Origin of the sequence: Nocardiopsis sp. NPDC049922, assembly GCF_040660275.1 — a bacterium.
Classification (GTDB): Bacteria; Actinomycetota; Actinomycetes; order Streptosporangiales; family Streptosporangiaceae; genus Nocardiopsis.
The window spans coordinates 180,977-196,598 of record NZ_JBFAME010000001.1; the positions used below are offsets into that span (position 1 = coordinate 180,977).

The following is a 15,622-nucleotide window of genomic DNA, read 5'->3' on the forward strand; positions in this document are numbered from 1 at the left end:
CCCTCGAAGCGCCCCTCACACGCGGGGACAGACCCCTCGTACACGACAGAACTGCGGATGGAGCCGGTACGCGGACGGGTACGGCCCGAACCGCGCCGATCCAAACGGCAGCGCCACCGCGCCGCCCACCGGAAGGTGGAGCAGCGGTGAGCCGCGCCCCACGCGGCGGCCAGAAGCCGCCCGCGACCGCACCGCGCCGCGGCCACGCCAACGCCTCGGCCCGCCAAGATGGAGGCTTGAGCCCTGAGCAGCACACCACAGACCACACAGTCCCGAATGACCTTCCGCGATCTCGGCCTGAGCGCCGAGATCGTCGACGCGCTGGAGGCGGAGGGGATCGTCGAACCCTTCCTCATCCAGGAGCTGGCCCTCCCGATCGCCCTGAGCGGCAACGACATCATCGGCCAAGCCCGCACCGGTACCGGCAAGACCCTCGCCTTCGGCCTCCCGCTGCTCCAGCGGGCCCAGGCGGAGCCCGGTTCGGCCAAGCGCCCCCGCGCCCTCGTCGTGGTCCCCACCCGTGAACTGGCCATCCAGGTGGCCGCGGACCTGACCACCGCCAGCAAGCGCAACGGCCTGCGCATCCTCACCGTCTACGGCGGCCGTTCCTACGAGCCGCAGATCAACGGCCTCAAGGAGGGCGCGGACGTCGTCGTCGGCACCCCCGGCCGCCTGCTGGACCTGGAGAACCAGAAGCACCTGCGGCTGGACCAGGTCGCGGCCGTGGTCCTGGACGAGGCCGACAAGATGCTCGACCTCGGGTTCCTCCCCGACATCGAGCGCATCCTCACCAGAACCCCGTCCGAGCGCCAGACCATGCTCTTCTCGGCCACCATGCCGAGCGAGATCGTCGCCCTCTCCCGCAAGTACCTGACCCGGCCCACCCACGTGCGCGCCAGCGACGACGACGAGATCGACGGCTCCTCCATCACCGGCCGGATCGCCCAGCACGCGTTCCGCACGCACCAGATGGACAAGATCGAGATGCTGGCCCGCCTGCTCCAGGCCGAGGGCCACGGTCAGAGCATGGTCTTCTGCCAGACCAAGCGGACCTGCGACCGCGTCGCCACCGACCTGAAGGCGCGCGGGTTCGCCGCCGCGGCCGTCCACGGCGACCTGGGCCAGAGCCAGCGCGAGCGCGCTCTGCGGGCGTTCCGCAACGGCAAGATCAACATCCTGGTGGCCACCGACGTGGCCGCCCGGGGCCTGGACGTCGACGACGTCACGCACGTCGTCAACTACGAGACGCCCGAGGACGAGAAGACCTACACCCACCGGATCGGCCGCACCGGCCGGGCCGGGCGCAGCGGCACCGCCGTCACCTTCGTGGACTGGCAGGAGATGCCGCGGTGGAAGCTCATCAACGCCGCCCTGGACCTGCCGTTCCCGGACCCCGAGGAGACCTACTCCACCTCCGAGCACTTCTTCGGCGCGCTCAAGATCCCCGCGGGGACCAAGGGCAAGCTGGCGGTCGAGAAGCGCACGCACGCCGGTCTGGAGGCCGAGGAGGTCGAGGACATCGGCGACACCGGCGGTCCCCGTGCCGAGCGCGGCGGACGCCGTGGCCGCGGCGAGGGAAACCGTGGCGAGGGAGGCCGTAGCGAGGGCTCGCGCGGCGAGGGCCGGAGCCGGAGGCGTCCGCGCCGCCGTACCCGCGGCGGCACGACCGTGACGCCCGCCGAGAACGCCACCGCCGAGAAGGCGGCCAGCGCGCCCGCCCGCTCCACCGCGCAGTCCTCCGGCGAGGAGGGCGCCAAGCGGGTCCGCCGTCGCCGCCGTACGCGCGGTGGCGCCAGCGCCGCACGCCGGGACCCGGAGAACACCTGATCCCGTGACCGTCTGCCGTCCGCCCAGGTGGCGGACGGGTGGGCGGGGATGCCCTAGGGTTGCCCGACGTGAGTACACCGACGTTCCTCGACCCGCCGCCCGGTGTGCGGCGGGTGGACCTGCACCTGTCCCACGGCCCGGTGGCGGCCCTGCGCGCGCTGCCGACCTCCGGCGGCGCCGAACTGGCGCCCGCCGTCCTGGTGCACGGCTTCACCGGCAGCAAGGAGGACTTCATCGCCCTCCTCCAGAGCCTGGCGCAGGTCGGCCGGGAGGTGGTCGCGATCGACCTGCCCGGGACCTACGAGTCACCCGGTCCGGAGACGCTGACCGCGCCTCCGGACGTCCAGCTCCCCGACTACCGGCTCTCCTCCCTCGGCGCGGTCGTCGCCGAGGTCGTCCGCGAGGTCGGCCAGGGATCCCCCGTCCACCTCGTCGGGCACTCCTTCGGCGGGCTGGTGGTCCGGGAGACAGCACTGTCCGAACGCGTGCCCCTGGCCTCGCTCACGCTCATGTGCAGCGGCCCCGGCGCGTTGGAGGGCGACCGGGCGTCCGGCACCCGCAACCTCATCGCCGCGCTGTCCATGGACCCCTCCACCGAGCGCCTGCGGGAGCTGTGGGACGAGCAGTTCGACTCCGAGGCGTGGCAGCGCACCGAGGATCCGCGTATCCACGACTTCCTGCGCCGACGGCTGCTGTCGAGCAGCGCGACGGGCCTCATGCGCACCGCCGAGGACCTGCTGGGCACGGCCGACCGGGTGGACGAACTGGCCGCCCTGGACCTGCCCGTCCTGGTGCTGTACGGCGAGAACGACGACACCTGGTCGACGGACGAGCAGGCCGAGATGGCACGGCGGCTCGACGCCGAGCGCCTGGTCGTGCCCGGCGCCGGGCACTCCCCCAACGTGGAGGCCCCGGAGACCACGTCGAGCGCGCTCACCTCGTTCTGGAACGAGACGGAGTCCGTGGGCCGCCGCTAGGGGCGTCCGCCGCGCCGCCTGAGCGGCGCGGCGGACGGAACCGGCCGGGTCAGACCCAGGCGTCGAAGTTGGCGCTCTCCGCGCCCGACGTGGTGGCCGGGCCGCGGTCGGGCAGGATGCGGGTGGTCGGCGGCAGCGACAGCAGGGCCTCGCCGATGGAGGCGAGCTGCGTCGTGTAGTCGATGTAGGTGTTGCCGACCATGCCGGGCTCGCCCTTGCGCACGGTGTCGCCGCTGAAGACCACGCCGAGCTGGCTGATGTAGTAGCCGACGGTGCCGGGCGAGGTCCCGGGCAGCGCCAGGACGTCGATGTGCAGGTCGCCGATGTCGAAGGCGCCCTGGCCCTCGACCTCGATCTCGGGACGGTGCTCGGCGCCGTGGCGGCGACGCCAGGCGCGCATCTCGCGCGGGTGCAGGGCGATGTCCGTCTCCGCCTCCTCGGCGACCCGGAGCGCGCCCTCGATGTGGGGGGTGTAGCCGTTGGTGCAGGCCACGAGGTAGATCTCGCGCTCGCCGACGGCCTTGAGGATCGCCTCGGGGTCGTGCCCGGGGTCGATGACGACGACGCCCTCGTCGTCGGCGTCCACGATCCAGGTGTTGCTGACGATCTCGTAGGTCTCGTCGTCGAACTCGAACGTGCCCTTGGTGCGCACGCGCGTGATGCCGTCGTCGTCGGGGCCGGTCACGCCGACCTCCTCGGAGTCGTCGGCGAAGATGTCGGCGGGAGCCTCGTCCTCGGACTCCTTCTCCTCGGACTCCTCGGCCTCCCGGGTGTCCTCGTCGGAGGCCTCGGTCTCCTCCGCGTCCTTCTCCTGCTCCTCGGCCTTCCCGGCCTCCGCGGCGGAGTCCCGCTCGTCCTTGTCGTCCGAGGTCGTCGCCGTGTCCTCGGCCTCCTCGACCTCCACCGCCACCTCCGCAGCGGAGTCGGCGGCCTCCTGGCCGTCCTGCTTCTTCGGCTTCCGCTTCCAGAACACGGCGTCAGACCTTTCGAATCGTCCAAGTTCGGGTAGTTCTCCGCGACCATTGTCGCGCCCTGCGGCAGTGGTCCGTACCGTATCGAACGCGCAGGCCGGGCACGCGGGTCATCCTCGGATCAGTGCGGCGCCGGTCGCGGGGGCCACGAGTTCCTCGAAGGCCTCCGGCGCCGTGGTACGGCAGCCCAGCCGGTGACCGGTCAGGCTCCCGTGGTCGTCGCTGGAGCCGGTGACCACCACGCCCAGGTCGGCCGCAACGCCCCGCCACACCTTGGTCTGCGCCCGGTTGTGCGAGGGGTGGTCGGCCTCGATCCCGCCCAGACCGGCGGCCACCATGCGTTCGACGAGGTCGATCGGGACCGCCCCGTTGAGTGCGCCCTCGGCCCGCGCCGGGTGGGCCAGGGAGCAGACGCCGCCCGCCGCCCGCACCAGCCGCACGGCGCGGACCGGGTCGAGGGCGTAGCGCGCCGCGTAGGCGGGGCCGCCCGACCCGATCCACCGGTCGAAGGCGTCCTGGACGTCGCGGGCCGCGCCCGCCTCCACGATCGCGCGCGCCAGGTGGGGTCGGCCGATCGTGCTGGCGTCGGCGTACTCGTCGTGGCCCGCCCCGGCGATGCGCAGGACCCGTTCCCAGGTGACGTCGACGCCGAGCGCGCGCAGCTTGGCCACCATCTCCTCCGCGCGCGAGGCGCGGTCGGAGCGCACCCGGCGCAGCTCGGCGGCCAGCCCGGCGTCCTCGGGGTCGAACAGGTAGGACACCAGGTGGACGCTGGAACCGGCGTGGGCGCAGGAGAGCTCCATCCCGGGGACGAGGGTGAAGCCCGGCGGCACGTGCTCGGCCGCCTCCGCGATCCCGCCGACCGTGTCGTGGTCGGTCAGGGCGAGGACGTCGAGACCGGCGGCCACCGCGTACCCGAGGACCTCGGCGGGCGTGTCGGTCCCGTCGGAGACGGAGCTGTGGGAGTGCAGGTCGATTCGGGTCACCGGGCGATTGTAGTCAGACGCGGTCGTCGGAGGTCAGGCCTGGGGGGCCAGGCCCCTGGTGAGGAAGGGGCTGAGCGCCCCGAACGGCGGCTCGAAGGCGACGCCGCCGTCCTTGATGTCGCGCAGGTCCCGGAGTGCGTTGATCTCGCACATGAGGATCGCGGTGTCCGGTGAGGCGAACACGAACCACAGCCAGTGGGCGAGCGCCTCACCCGCGTAGACCGCCCGGTCGCGGCCGACGTCGAGGTTCCACAGGGCGATCTCGTGGCCGTCGAAGCGGACCTTGGCGTCGGCGGCCGAGGAGTCGAACCCGTCGCCCGGGTCGGGCCCCTCCAGCCCGGACAGTCGCGCGCCGAGGCCCACGCCCGGGTCCTCGGCCACGATGGCGACCTCGCCGATCCCGCCGAGCGGGTTGGGTCCGGAGAGGGCGACCGCGGCGGCCACCACTCCGCTGCGTTCGTCGCCCGCCTCCGCGAACCCGGTGACCACCCACCCGGTGGGCAGGGGCCACGGTACCCAGACCGGTACGCGCGCCTGGGGAAGCAGGGCGTCGAGGCTGCTCACCCCGGGGGCTCTGACCCCCTGGAGGGGCGCCACCGGGCCGTGGACGTCACACTGCCAGGCGCTGGTCCACAGCCCCGGAGGCTGGACCGAGCGCCCGCATCGAGGACACGAGGGCTCCGACTTCATCGCTCTATGCGGTCTACCCCCCTGACCTGCCGAGAAACGCACCGAGGGCGGCCGGAGTCACCGGCCGCCCTCGCGGAGGATCCAGAGCCTACTGCTGCTGGCGCTTCTTGTGCGCGGTCATCCGGGCGCGCTCCTTCTGGTCGAGGACGACCTTGCGGATGCGCACGTTCTCCGGGGTGACCTCCACGCACTCGTCCTCGCGGCAGAACTCCAGGGCCTGCTCCAGGGACAGACGGCGCGGCGGCACCAGGCGCACGAGCTCGTCGCCGGTGGCCGAGCGCATGTTGGTGAGCTTCTTCTCCTTGGTGATGTTCACGTCCATGTCGTCGGAGCGCGAGTTCTCGCCCACGACCATGCCCTCGTACACCTCGGTGGTCGGCTCGACGAACAGCGTGCCGCGCTCCTGGAGGTTGAACATCGCGAACGCCACGGCGACCCCGGCGCGGTCGGCGACCAGGGAGCCGTTGGGACGGGTGCGCAGCTCGCCGAACCACGGCTCGAACTTCTCGAAGACGTGGTGGGCGATGCCGGTGCCCCGGGTCTCGGTGAGGAACTCGGTGCGGAACCCGATGAGGCCGCGGGAGGGGACCAGCCAGTCCATGCGCACCCAGCCGGTGCCGTGGTTGACCATGTTCTCCATGCGGCCCTTACGGACGCTGAGCAGCTGGGTGATGGCGCCCATGAACTCCTCGGGGGCGTCCACCGTGAGGCGCTCGACCGGCTCGTGCGTCTTGCCGTCGATCACGCGGGTGACCACCTGCGGCTTGCCGACGGTGAGCTCGTAGCCCTCGCGGCGCATCTGCTCGACCAGGATGGCCAGCGCCAGCTCACCGCGGCCCTGTACCTCCCAGGCGTCGGGGCGCTCGGTGGGCAGCACGCGCAGCGACACGTTGCCGATGAGCTCGCGGTCCAGCCGGTCCTTGACCAGGCGGGCGGTGACCTTGGCGCCCTTGACCTTGCCGACCAGCGGCGAGGTGTTGGTGCCGATGGTCATGGAGATGGCGGGCTCGTCCACCGTGATCAGCGGCAGCGGGCGCGGGTCCTCGGGGTCGGCGAGGGTCTCGCCGATCATGATGTCGGGGATACCGGCGATGGCGGCGATGTCGCCGGGCCCGGCCTTCTCGGCGGGCTGGCGCTCCAGGCCGTCGGTCATGAGCAGCTCGGTGATCTTGACCTGCTGGGTGGTGCCGTCAGCGCGGATCCACGCGACCTGCTGGCCCTTGCGCAGCTCGCCCTGCTGGACGCGCACCAGCGCCAGACGGCCCAGGAACGGGGAGGCGTCCAGGTTGGTGACGTGGGCCTGGAGGGGCGCGCCGGGCGTGTACTCGGGCGCCGGGATGGTGTCCAGGATGGTGGTGAACAGCGGGACGAGGTTGTCGTTGTCGGGCACCTGGCCGTTCTCGGGGCGCTCCAGGGAGGCCTTGCCGTCGCGGGCGCAGGTGTAGATGATCGGGAACTCGATCTGCGACTCGTCCGCGTCCAGGTCCATGAACAGCTCGTAGGTGTCGTCCACGACCTCGGCGATCCGGCTGTCGGGCCGGTCGACCTTGTTGATGACGAGGATGACGGGAAGCTTGGCGGCCAGGGCCTTGCGGAGCACGAAGCGGGTCTGCGGCAGCGGGCCCTCGCTGGCGTCCACGAGCAGGACGACGCCGTCGACCATCGACAGACCGCGCTCGACCTCGCCGCCGAAGTCGGCGTGGCCGGGGGTGTCGATGATGTTGATGACCACGTCCTCGCCCTCGGGCGTGGTGTAGTGGACGGCCGTGTTCTTCGCGAGAATGGTGATGCCCTTCTCGCGCTCCAGGTCGTTGGAGTCCATCACGCGGTCGTCGACGTCCTGGTTCTCACGGAACACACCGGACTGCCAGAGCATGGCGTCGACGAGGGTCGTCTTGCCGTGGTCCACGTGGGCGACGATGGCGACGTTGCGGATGTCGCTGCGGCGTGCGGAGCCCTCGACGGGCATGGCGCTGGACATGGGAAAGTCTCGATCTCCTGGTACTGGGTAGAGACCGCAGAGTGCCACGGCCCGTTGCCAGTTTATGCGGTAACAGATGTCTGGTGGGGAAACGTGCAGGTCAGCCCGGTCACGATGGGTCTGCCAGCAGCGGTGCGAGCGGGTCGAGGAAGGGGACGTCCGCGGGCAGCCAGTCGACGGCGCGCAGGTCGGCGGCGGAGAGCCAGCGCAGGGACAGGTGTTCCAGCGGTTCGGGCTCGCCCTCGACCAGTTCGACCCGCCACAGCCGCAGCACGGCGTCGCGCGCGCGGGCCGCGGAGGGGGCGGGGAAGGGGGCGTCGGAGCCGATCGGGTGCAGGGGCCGGACGGTGACGCCGAGTTCCTCCCGGCACTCGCGGGTGAGCGCCTCGACCGCCGACTCGCCGTCGTCGACCTTGCCGCCGGGGAACTCCCACCGACCGCGCAGGGCGGCGGGTTCGGCGCGCTGCGCGGCCAGGACGCGGCCGTCACGGATGATGGCGGCGCCGACGACGATCAGGGTCTCTCGCACGGTCAACCAGCCTATGGCCTATTCCTGGGACCGGCACCCCTGGGGGTTGCCGTTCGGGCGCCGCCAGGGTGCTGCACGACGAGGCGAGCCGCTAGCGAGGAACGAGCTTGAGTCGAGACCGCGCCGGAGGCGTCCGTTGAGGGTGGTGGAGGGCGACGGGCGGGCGTGGCCGAGGAGGAAGCATCCCTGGCCTTGGGGCGCCCGAACACGGGCCGAAGCGAAGCGGAGGCCCTAAACAACACTGCCCAGCCGGTGGGCCAGGGCGGTGTACCGGTGACCGGAGGAGGCGTTGCGCACGGCCTGGGCGAGGGCACGCCGGGAACCGACCAGGACCACGAGCTTCTTGGCCCGGGTGATGGCGGTGTAGAGCAGGTTGCGCTGGAGCATCATCCACGCGCTGGTGGTGACCGGCACCACCACGCACGGGTACTCGCTGCCCTGGGAGCGGTGCACCGTGATGGCGTAGGCGTGCGCAAGCTCGTCGAGTTCGGCGAAGTCGTAGGCGATCTCCTCGTCCTCGTCGGTGCGCACGGCCACCTCCTGGGCGACGGCGTCGATGCCGGTGACCACGCCCAGCGTCCCGTTGAAGACGCCGTTCGCGCCCTTCTCGTAGTTGTTGCGGATCTGCGTGACCTTGTCGCCGACCCGGAAGACGCGTCCGCCGAAGCGGCGTTCGGGCACGCCCTCCCCCGGCGGTGTCACCGCGGCCTGCAGGGCGGTGTTGAGCTGCCCGGACCCGGCCGGTCCGCCCTTCATCGGGGTGAGCACCTGGACATCGCGGCGGGGGTCGAGGCCGAACCTGCGGGGGATGCGGCGGGCGACGACGTCGACGGTGAGCTCGGCCGCCCGCTCCGCGTCGTCGCAGGCGAAGAGGAAGAAGTCGGTCATCCCCTGGAGCTCGGGCTGTTCACCGGTGTTGACGCGGTGGGCGTTGGTGACCACGCCGGACTGCTGGGCCTGCCGGAACACGTGGGTCAGGCGGACGCTGGGGATGGGCGAGCCCTCGGCGAGGAGGTCGCGGAGCACCTGCCCGGCGCCGACGGAGGGCAGCTGGTCGACGTCGCCGACGAAGAGCACGTGCGCGCCGGGCGGCACCGCCTTGACCAGCTTGTTGGCCAGGACGAGGTCGAGCATGGACGCCTCGTCGACCACGAGCAGGTCGCAGTCGAGGGGGTTGTCGCGGTCGTAGGCGGCGTCGCCGCCGGGACGCAGTTCGAGCAGGCGGTGGACGGTGGAGGCGTCCACGCCGGTGAGCTCGGTCAGCCGCTTGGCCGCGCGACCGGTGGGCGCGGCGAGGACGATCCTGGCGTGCTTGGCCGCCGCCAGCGTGACCACGGAGGAGACGGTGAACGACTTGCCGCACCCGGGGCCGCCGGTGAGCACGCACACCTTCCGGGTGAGCGCCGTGCGCACGGCCTCGCGCTGCGCGTCGGCGAGGTCGACGTGGGTGCGCTCGCGCAGCCAGCCCAGGGCCACGTCCCAGTCCACGTCGGAGAAGGCGGAGAGCCGGTCCACGGGGTGGTCCAGGAGGGAGCGCAGGCCCGAGGCGAGTCCGATCTCGGCCCGGTGCATCGGCAGGAGGTAGACCGCGCGCACCGGCTCGTCCTCGGGGCCGGGGACGGTCTCGCGGGCCACGCCCTCGTCGGCGACCAGCTGCTGGAGGCACTCGATCACCAGCCCGGCCTCCACGCCGAGGATCTTCACGGCGGCCGAGATCAGCCGTTCCTCGGGCAGGTAGCAGTGCCCGTCGCCGGTCGACTCGGACAGGGTGAACTGGATGCCCGCCATGACCCGCTGCGGACTGTCGTGCGGGATCCCGACCGCCTGGGCGATGGTGTCCGCGGTCTTGAACCCGATCCCCCACACGTCCGACGCCAGCCGGTAGGGCTCCTTCTGGACGACGTTGATGGACGCGTCCCCGTACTTCTTGTAGATGCGCACGGCCAGCGAGGTGGTCACCTCCACCCCCTGGAGGAAGACCATGACCTCCTTGATCGCCTTCTGCTCCTCCCAGGCGTCCGCGATGAGCCGGGTGCGCTTGGGCCCGAGTCCGGGAACCTCGATGAGCCGCTCGGGGTCGTCCTCGATGACGTCCAGGGCGTCGGTGCCGAAGTGGTCGACGATGCGCTCGGCCATCTTCGGGCCGATCCCCTTGATCAGCCCGGAGCCGAGGTAGCGGCGGATGCCCTGCACGGTGGCGGGCAGGACGGTGGTGTAGTCCTCCACCTGGAACTGGCGGCCGTACTGGGGGTGGGAGCCCCAGCGGCCCCGCATCCGCACCGCCTCGCCGGGCTGGACTCCCGCGAGCGCGCCCACGACGGTGAGGAGGTCGTGCGGCCCGTGTCCGGTGTCGACCTTGGCGACGGTGTACCCGTTGTCCTCGTTGACGTAGGTGATCCGTTCCAGGACACCCTGGACGACGGCGGGCCGGAAGGTCTTGTCGGACACGGGAGCGTCCCTTCCCGGTCGGTCGGACGGTGCGGTCACCAGTTTCCTCCGAGGATGCCTCGGCCTTCAGGCCGGGGAGGAATCGGAGCCTCCGTTGTCGCCCACCCGCACTGGTGGTGATCTGACTCACACACGTGGGGGATCCTCCCTTCTTCGTCGTGGGTCCCCGCTAGTTTGCCGATCGTGACGACACCAACACACATGACCGAGGAGGCCGGGTACGCCCGGTACACCTTCCGGCTGCGTGTGTCGTCCACCGCCCGCCGGGCTCTGTCGGGTGAGTGGGACCGGTGCCGGTGGGTGTGGAACCAGTGCGTCGCCGAATCCCGCGCCGCGCACCAGGCGGGACAGGAGTGTGGCCCGGCCCACTTGGACAAACTCCTGACCGGGTGGCGTGCGGCCCGGGGGTGGCTGCGCGAGGGCGGGTCGGTGCCCCAACAGCAGACCGTCCGCGACTTCGCCACCGCCCGGAACAAAGCCTTGAAGGACATCAGGAACCGGGTACCGGTCCGTCAGCGGGCGGGGATGCCCCGCTTCAAGAGGAAGCACGAGGCCGCTGCGACGTTGAACTACACCCGGCGCGGGTTCCGTCTCAGGGACGGACGCCTGCACCTGGCCGGGGGCATCGCCCTGAGGGTGGTGTGGTCGCGCCAGCTTCCCGCCGAACCGTCGAGCGTGCGGATCTACCGCGACGGTCTGGGCCACTGGTACTGCTCGTTCGTGGTCCCGGCCCAGGCCGAGCCCCTGCCCTCCACCGGGCGGGTGATCGGTGTGGACTGGGGCGTCAGGGAGACCGCGACCACCACCTCGGACGAGCACGACCTGCCGCACACCGAACACGGCAGGAAGGCCCAAGCCAAGCTGGCCCGGTACCAGCGGATGATGGCCCGCCGCAAGCCACCCAAAGGACAGAAGGCGTCCAAGGGCTACCAGCGAGCGAAGAAGCGGGCCGCCAAAGCGCACGCGAAGGTCGCCCGGCAGCGCCAGGATCGGGCCCGTAAGTGGGCCAAGCGTGTCGTCCGTGACCATGACTCGATCGCGGTGGAGGACTTCAAACCCAAGTTCCTCGCCAAGTCCTCGATGGCGCGCAAGGCCGCCGACGCGGCGATCGGCGCGACCAAACAGGCGTTGATGGAGATGGGCCGTAAGCACGGCCGGGACGTGCGCCTGGTGCGTGCGGCGTATACGACGATGGACTGCGGCTGGTGTGGTGCCAGGGCCAAGCACCGCCTGCCGTTGTCGGAGAGAACCTACACCTGCACCGCGTGCGGGGTTTCGCGTCCCCGGGACAAGAACTCCGCGCACGTGGTGCTGGTCCGGGCGGGTCTGGCCCCGGCTGGTGTCGAGGGCAGAGGACCCGAACGTCCGCTGGACGTTCGGGCGGCCTGGGCCAGGAATCCCCGCAGGTCTCATGGTGGGAAGGGTGATGAGAATCCCCTTCCTTTCAGGGAGGGGAGCAGTCAAACGGTGTCGCGCGCTCCCCCGGGGTCGGGGGCGTCGTCACCCAGGACGGCGAGCACGCGGTCCCCGTCGGCCCGGCGCAGGCTCCGGGCGACGAGTACGTAGGAGTGTCTCAGCATCTCCAGGACCTCGTCGTCGGGAACCGAACCGTCCAGCGACACGGAGTTCCAGTGCCGCTTGTTCATGTGGTAACCGGGGGTGACCCCGGGGAACTGGTCGCGCAGCTCCAGGGCCAGCTCCGGGTCGCACTTGAGGTTGGCGACCGGGCCCTGGTCGCGCTCCGTGAGCACGGCGAACACCTTCTGCCCGGCGACCTTGTAGACCAGCGGCCCGGGGCCGAAGGGCTCGGACTCGGACGCCTCCGGAAACCACAGGGCGGCGTCGACGAACTGCTCGGGGGTCATGGTCCCTCCTCTCACGTCGAGCGTGCCAGAAGGGACCGACGAACGGGAGGCGCCGTCGTGGATCGGTGGACGACGCGGGTCAACGGCCCTCCTCCGGGGGGTCCAGCGGTTCCGGGCCGCCGGGTCGGCCGGGACCGAGGAGTTCGTCGGTGAGGGAGGCCACGCGCAGGGCCAGTTCCTGGGCCTGGACGAGGGAGGAGAGGGCCTCGTCCTGCTGTTCGTGGTCGACCCCCGCCTCGACGGCCAGGGCGTCCAGGCGCTCGGCGGCCCGGCGGTCGTACCGCTCCATCTCCGCCGCGCGGACCTTGGCGGCGTAGTCCTCCAGCACCCGGACGCGCGCCTCGACCCGGGCCACGTCCTGGTCGAGGACCTCCCGGGCGCGGGCGGCGGCCCGCCGGCTGTGCTCCCCGGGGGTGGGCGTGCTCGCCATGGTGCGGCGGGTGCGGGTGTGGCCGCGCAGGCGGTCGGCCACGGCCCACTCGACGTCGGCCAGGACCACCCGGTTGCGCACCGTGTCGAGCAGGAGGCCCTGGTCGTGCAGGGAGGACGCCAGGACCGAGTCGACGGCGGCCTGGGTGCGGGCGAGCAGCGCCCGGGCCTGGGTGTCGAGCGCGTCGGGGCCGACGTACCAGTCCCGCCACTGCTCCAGGAGGCGGCGCTCCCACTCGCGCTCGGCCGCCTCCTGGACCTGCCGGGGCACGGGAGCCGCGGCCGACTTCGAGAGCCCGTTCGCGAGCTTCACGGCAGCCACCACGCACCCGGCGACGAACAGGAGCGGCATCAGGGCCAGCACGCCGGCGACCGCCACCAGGGTCAGACCCAGTGCGACGAGCGCCGCTGCGCCGACCGGGTAGATCCAGTGGTCGTTCGCGCGGGACGGGGCGCCGGAGCGCCAGTACGGGAGGGGGGGCGGGGGTGGCGGGGGTTGGTGCCGGCGGAGCGCGGCCGCGTTGAGGCGCACGGCGGTCGTGTCGTCGACCTCGGGATGGATGGTGAGGCGCGTGGGCTCCTGACCGCCCCAGCCGCCGTCGTCCGCGTCGCCGACCGCGACGCCGGGCGCGTTGTCCAGGAGCTCCCGCACCCCCGCGCCGCGTTGGGTGAGCACCCAGACGCCCAGGTGCCGGTCGTGGACGGCCAACCGCTGTTCGGCCAGGTCCCGGAGGGCCTCACCGGGGGTGCGGCCGCGCAGCCGCAGCACGCCGGGACGGCCGGGCACGGGCACCGCCGCGCGCAACGCGCGGGAGGTGGTGGCGGTGATCCGCACGGTCGTGCCGTCGGCGAGGTTGAACTTCATCGTGTCCCTTCCGGCGTGCGGCCCGAGGGTGGGCGTACCTCTCGCCGGATTCGACGCCCGAACCGCGTCCGTGGTTGTGCCCAATCCCGTGTGCGCCGAGGGGTGTGCGTCCGTACCGCGGCCGCGCCGACCGTCGCGCGTTCGTGACCTGTCCCGTAACCGTGCCGGGGATAGGATCCCGGCACACGCGTCCTCCAGCGAACGGGAGCACCATGAAGGCGCGCGGCACCCGCAGACTCGCCCCGCTCGAACCCGGAGACCCGCGTAGCGTGGGCGGGCATCGCGTCAGGGGGCGGGTGGGCTCCGGCGGGATGGGCACGGTCTACGCCGCCGACTCCCCCGGTGTCCACGGCTACCTGGCGGTCAAGGTCGTCCACCCCGAGCAGGCGGCCGACCCCCGCTTCCGGGCGCGGTTCGCCCACGAGGCACGGCTGTTGGCCAGGGTGAACAGCCCGTCGGTGGCACGGTTCGTGCGCGCGGACGTGGAGGCCGACCCTCCATGGATGATCACCGAGTACGTGCCCGGCCCCACCCTCCGCCGCCACGTGGAGCGCTTCGGCCGGCTGCGCCGGGGCATGCTGCTCGGACTGGCGGTCGGCACGGCCGAGGCCCTGCGCGCCATCCACGACGCCGGGGTGGTGCACCGCGACCTCAAGCCGAGCAACGTCGTGCTCTCGGAGCGCGGGCCCAAGCTGCTGGACTTCGGGATCGCCCACCCGGTGGAGGACCCCGACCCCACCAAGTGGATCAGGCTGCGCCGGATGCGTCGCGCCTACCGCGACCTGCGGCTTCCGTCACCGGAGACGCTCTCCGACGAGCGGTTGGCGCGGCGTCCGGACAAGCTCGGCACACCGGGGTGGATGAGCCCGGAGCAGTACGGACGCCAGCCCACCACCCAACGGGCGGACGTGTTCCTGTGGGGGGCGACGGTCGCGTTCGCCGCCGTCGGCCACGACCCGTTCGGGCACGCGCACCCCAAGGAGATGGCGCGTCGGGTCATGTTCGAGGAACCGGACGTGGACCACCTTCCCCCGGGATTGGAACGGCTGGTGGCGGCGGCGATGGCCAAGGACCCGGACGACCGTCCCGACGCGGGGGAGCTGCTGCGCGCCTGCCTCGCGCTGGAGAACGCGGAGGGCGGCGTGCGGGCGCCCGAGGACGCCGCGGCGCCGGGTTCGGGGGCGGGCGCGGTGCGCGCGCTGCTCGGCCGCCAGTGGACGGAGGTCGCGGTCCGGCCCCCGCTGCCCCCGCGCGAGGGGCCGTGGCCGTTCGGGCGCGGCTCGGGCGGGAACGCGGACTGACCGGAGCGGACCGGGCGGACGGGTCTCAGAGCAGCCCGTAGTAGGCGCGGCCCTCGCGGGAGAACATGAACGCCACCATGGTGGCCGTGAAGCCCAGCGGCACGAGGGAGAACAGCTCCCCGCCGAGCAGGTTCCACAGGAGCACCAGCCCCGCGGCGACCTGGAAGAGCACCACGCCCCAGAAGACGCCGACCGTCCGCCGCCGGATCCGGGTCGCCAGCAGTGTGGACAGCACTCCGTACGCCCCGGTGACCAGTGCCAGCACCCCCATGAGCGAACGCATGACGTCGACGGTGACCACCAGCTCGACGCCCTGTTGGGCGGCGGTGTCGACCTGCTGCCGAAGGGCCTCGTCCATCGCCTCCGTCGGCACGCTCAGCCCCATGAGGAACAGCGCCGCCAGCGCCAGACCGCAGGATCCGCCGATGAGCATGAGCGTCCTGACCACCGCCACCTTGCGGGGCGTCGGGGCGTCCGGGCGCAGGGCGTCGAAGTGCGGACCGAAGCCGAACAGCCCCCGCTGCGGAGGGACGCCGCCCGCGCTCCGCTCCCCGTCGAAGTCGTGCGGGTCCTGGCCAGAGGGAGACACGGGGGTCCTCCGAGGAGTCGATGGGCGTGTGCGTCCATGGTAGTCGCGCGGCGACCGGGGACGCGGTAGTGCGCGCACCCGTTTCCTCCGGGGCCGCGTCGCCCTCCGGGGGCGTCCGCCCGCCTCCCCGCGACGGCACCGCGGGTTCTCCGCTTCGTCACCCC

At 72.2% G+C, this 15,622-nt stretch carries 13 protein-coding genes; 4 read left to right on the top strand and 9 right to left on the bottom strand.

The features are described 5' to 3' along the window. The first annotated feature begins 297 nt into the window (after nt 1-297). Together AB0I72_RS00945 and AB0I72_RS00950 are read left to right on the top strand one after the other, a co-directional pair. The gene (locus tag AB0I72_RS00945) at nt 298-1,827 is read left to right on the top strand and encodes a DEAD/DEAH box helicase (RefSeq protein WP_358562770.1); all 1,530 of its coding nucleotides are present in this window, start codon (nt 298-300) and stop codon (nt 1,825-1,827) included. 68 nt (nt 1,828-1,895) lie between these two features. After that, the gene (locus AB0I72_RS00950) at nt 1,896-2,804 is read left to right on the top strand and encodes an alpha/beta hydrolase (RefSeq protein WP_358561172.1); all 909 of its coding nucleotides are present in this window, start codon (nt 1,896-1,898) and stop codon (nt 2,802-2,804) included. A 49-nt stretch (nt 2,805-2,853) separates the two neighbouring features. On the opposite strand, the gene AB0I72_RS00955 is transcribed toward AB0I72_RS00950, so the two are convergent. From AB0I72_RS00955 to AB0I72_RS00980, 6 genes are all read right to left on the bottom strand, one after another. Beyond that, nucleotides 2,854-3,777, bottom strand: a complete 924-nt coding sequence (locus tag AB0I72_RS00955) for an MBL fold metallo-hydrolase (protein WP_358561175.1) — start codon at nt 3,775-3,777, stop codon at nt 2,854-2,856. 108 nt (nt 3,778-3,885) lie between these two features. Next, the gene (locus AB0I72_RS00960) at nt 3,886-4,761 is read right to left on the bottom strand and encodes a PHP domain-containing protein (protein ID WP_358561178.1); all 876 of its coding nucleotides are present in this window, start codon (nt 4,759-4,761) and stop codon (nt 3,886-3,888) included. Nucleotides 4,762-4,794: 33 nt separating this feature from the next. Then, the gene (locus AB0I72_RS00965; RefSeq protein ID WP_358561181.1) at nt 4,795-5,451 is read right to left on the bottom strand and encodes a DUF6758 family protein; all 657 of its coding nucleotides are present in this window, start codon (nt 5,449-5,451) and stop codon (nt 4,795-4,797) included. A gap of 88 nt (nt 5,452-5,539) precedes the next feature. After that, nucleotides 5,540-7,432: a translational GTPase TypA gene (typA, locus tag AB0I72_RS00970; RefSeq protein ID WP_358561184.1), complete on the bottom strand. Its 1,893-nt coding sequence runs from the start codon at nt 7,430-7,432 to the stop codon at nt 5,540-5,542. 109 nt (nt 7,433-7,541) lie between these two features. Beyond that, a complete protein-coding gene (locus tag AB0I72_RS00975; RefSeq protein ID WP_358561187.1) occupies nt 7,542-7,961 on the bottom strand; it encodes a (deoxy)nucleoside triphosphate pyrophosphohydrolase in 420 nt (139 codons plus the stop codon). A gap of 231 nt (nt 7,962-8,192) precedes the next feature. Further along, complete coding sequence (locus tag AB0I72_RS00980; protein WP_358561189.1) at nt 8,193-10,409, bottom strand: ATP-dependent RecD-like DNA helicase; 2,217 nt, start codon at nt 10,407-10,409, stop codon at nt 8,193-8,195. Between the two features lie 183 nt (nt 10,410-10,592). On the opposite strand from AB0I72_RS00980, the gene AB0I72_RS00985 reads away from it, so the two are divergent. Then, a complete protein-coding gene (locus tag AB0I72_RS00985) occupies nt 10,593-11,975 on the top strand; it encodes a transposase (RefSeq protein ID WP_358561192.1) in 1,383 nt (460 codons plus the stop codon). Here AB0I72_RS00985 and AB0I72_RS00990 read toward each other — a convergent pair. Both AB0I72_RS00990 and AB0I72_RS00995 read right to left on the bottom strand, forming a co-directional pair. Continuing rightward, entirely contained in the window at nt 11,870-12,274 is a 405-nt protein-coding gene (locus AB0I72_RS00990) for an MmcQ/YjbR family DNA-binding protein (protein WP_358561195.1), read from the bottom strand. The two genes, AB0I72_RS00985 and AB0I72_RS00990, sit on opposite strands and share 106 nt — an antisense overlap. Before the next feature lie 79 nt (nt 12,275-12,353). After that, a complete protein-coding gene (locus AB0I72_RS00995) occupies nt 12,354-13,568 on the bottom strand; it encodes a hypothetical protein (protein ID WP_358561198.1) in 1,215 nt (404 codons plus the stop codon). 212 nt (nt 13,569-13,780) lie between these two features. Here AB0I72_RS00995 and AB0I72_RS01000 point away from each other — a divergent pair, with 212 nt between their 5' ends. Then, the gene (locus AB0I72_RS01000; RefSeq protein WP_358561201.1) at nt 13,781-14,869 is read left to right on the top strand and encodes a serine/threonine-protein kinase; all 1,089 of its coding nucleotides are present in this window, start codon (nt 13,781-13,783) and stop codon (nt 14,867-14,869) included. Nucleotides 14,870-14,894: 25 nt separating this feature from the next. On the opposite strand, the gene AB0I72_RS01005 is transcribed toward AB0I72_RS01000, so the two are convergent. Then, nucleotides 14,895-15,458: a hypothetical protein gene (locus tag AB0I72_RS01005; protein WP_358561204.1), complete on the bottom strand. Its 564-nt coding sequence runs from the start codon at nt 15,456-15,458 to the stop codon at nt 14,895-14,897. Between the last annotated feature and the right edge of the window lie 164 nt (nt 15,459-15,622).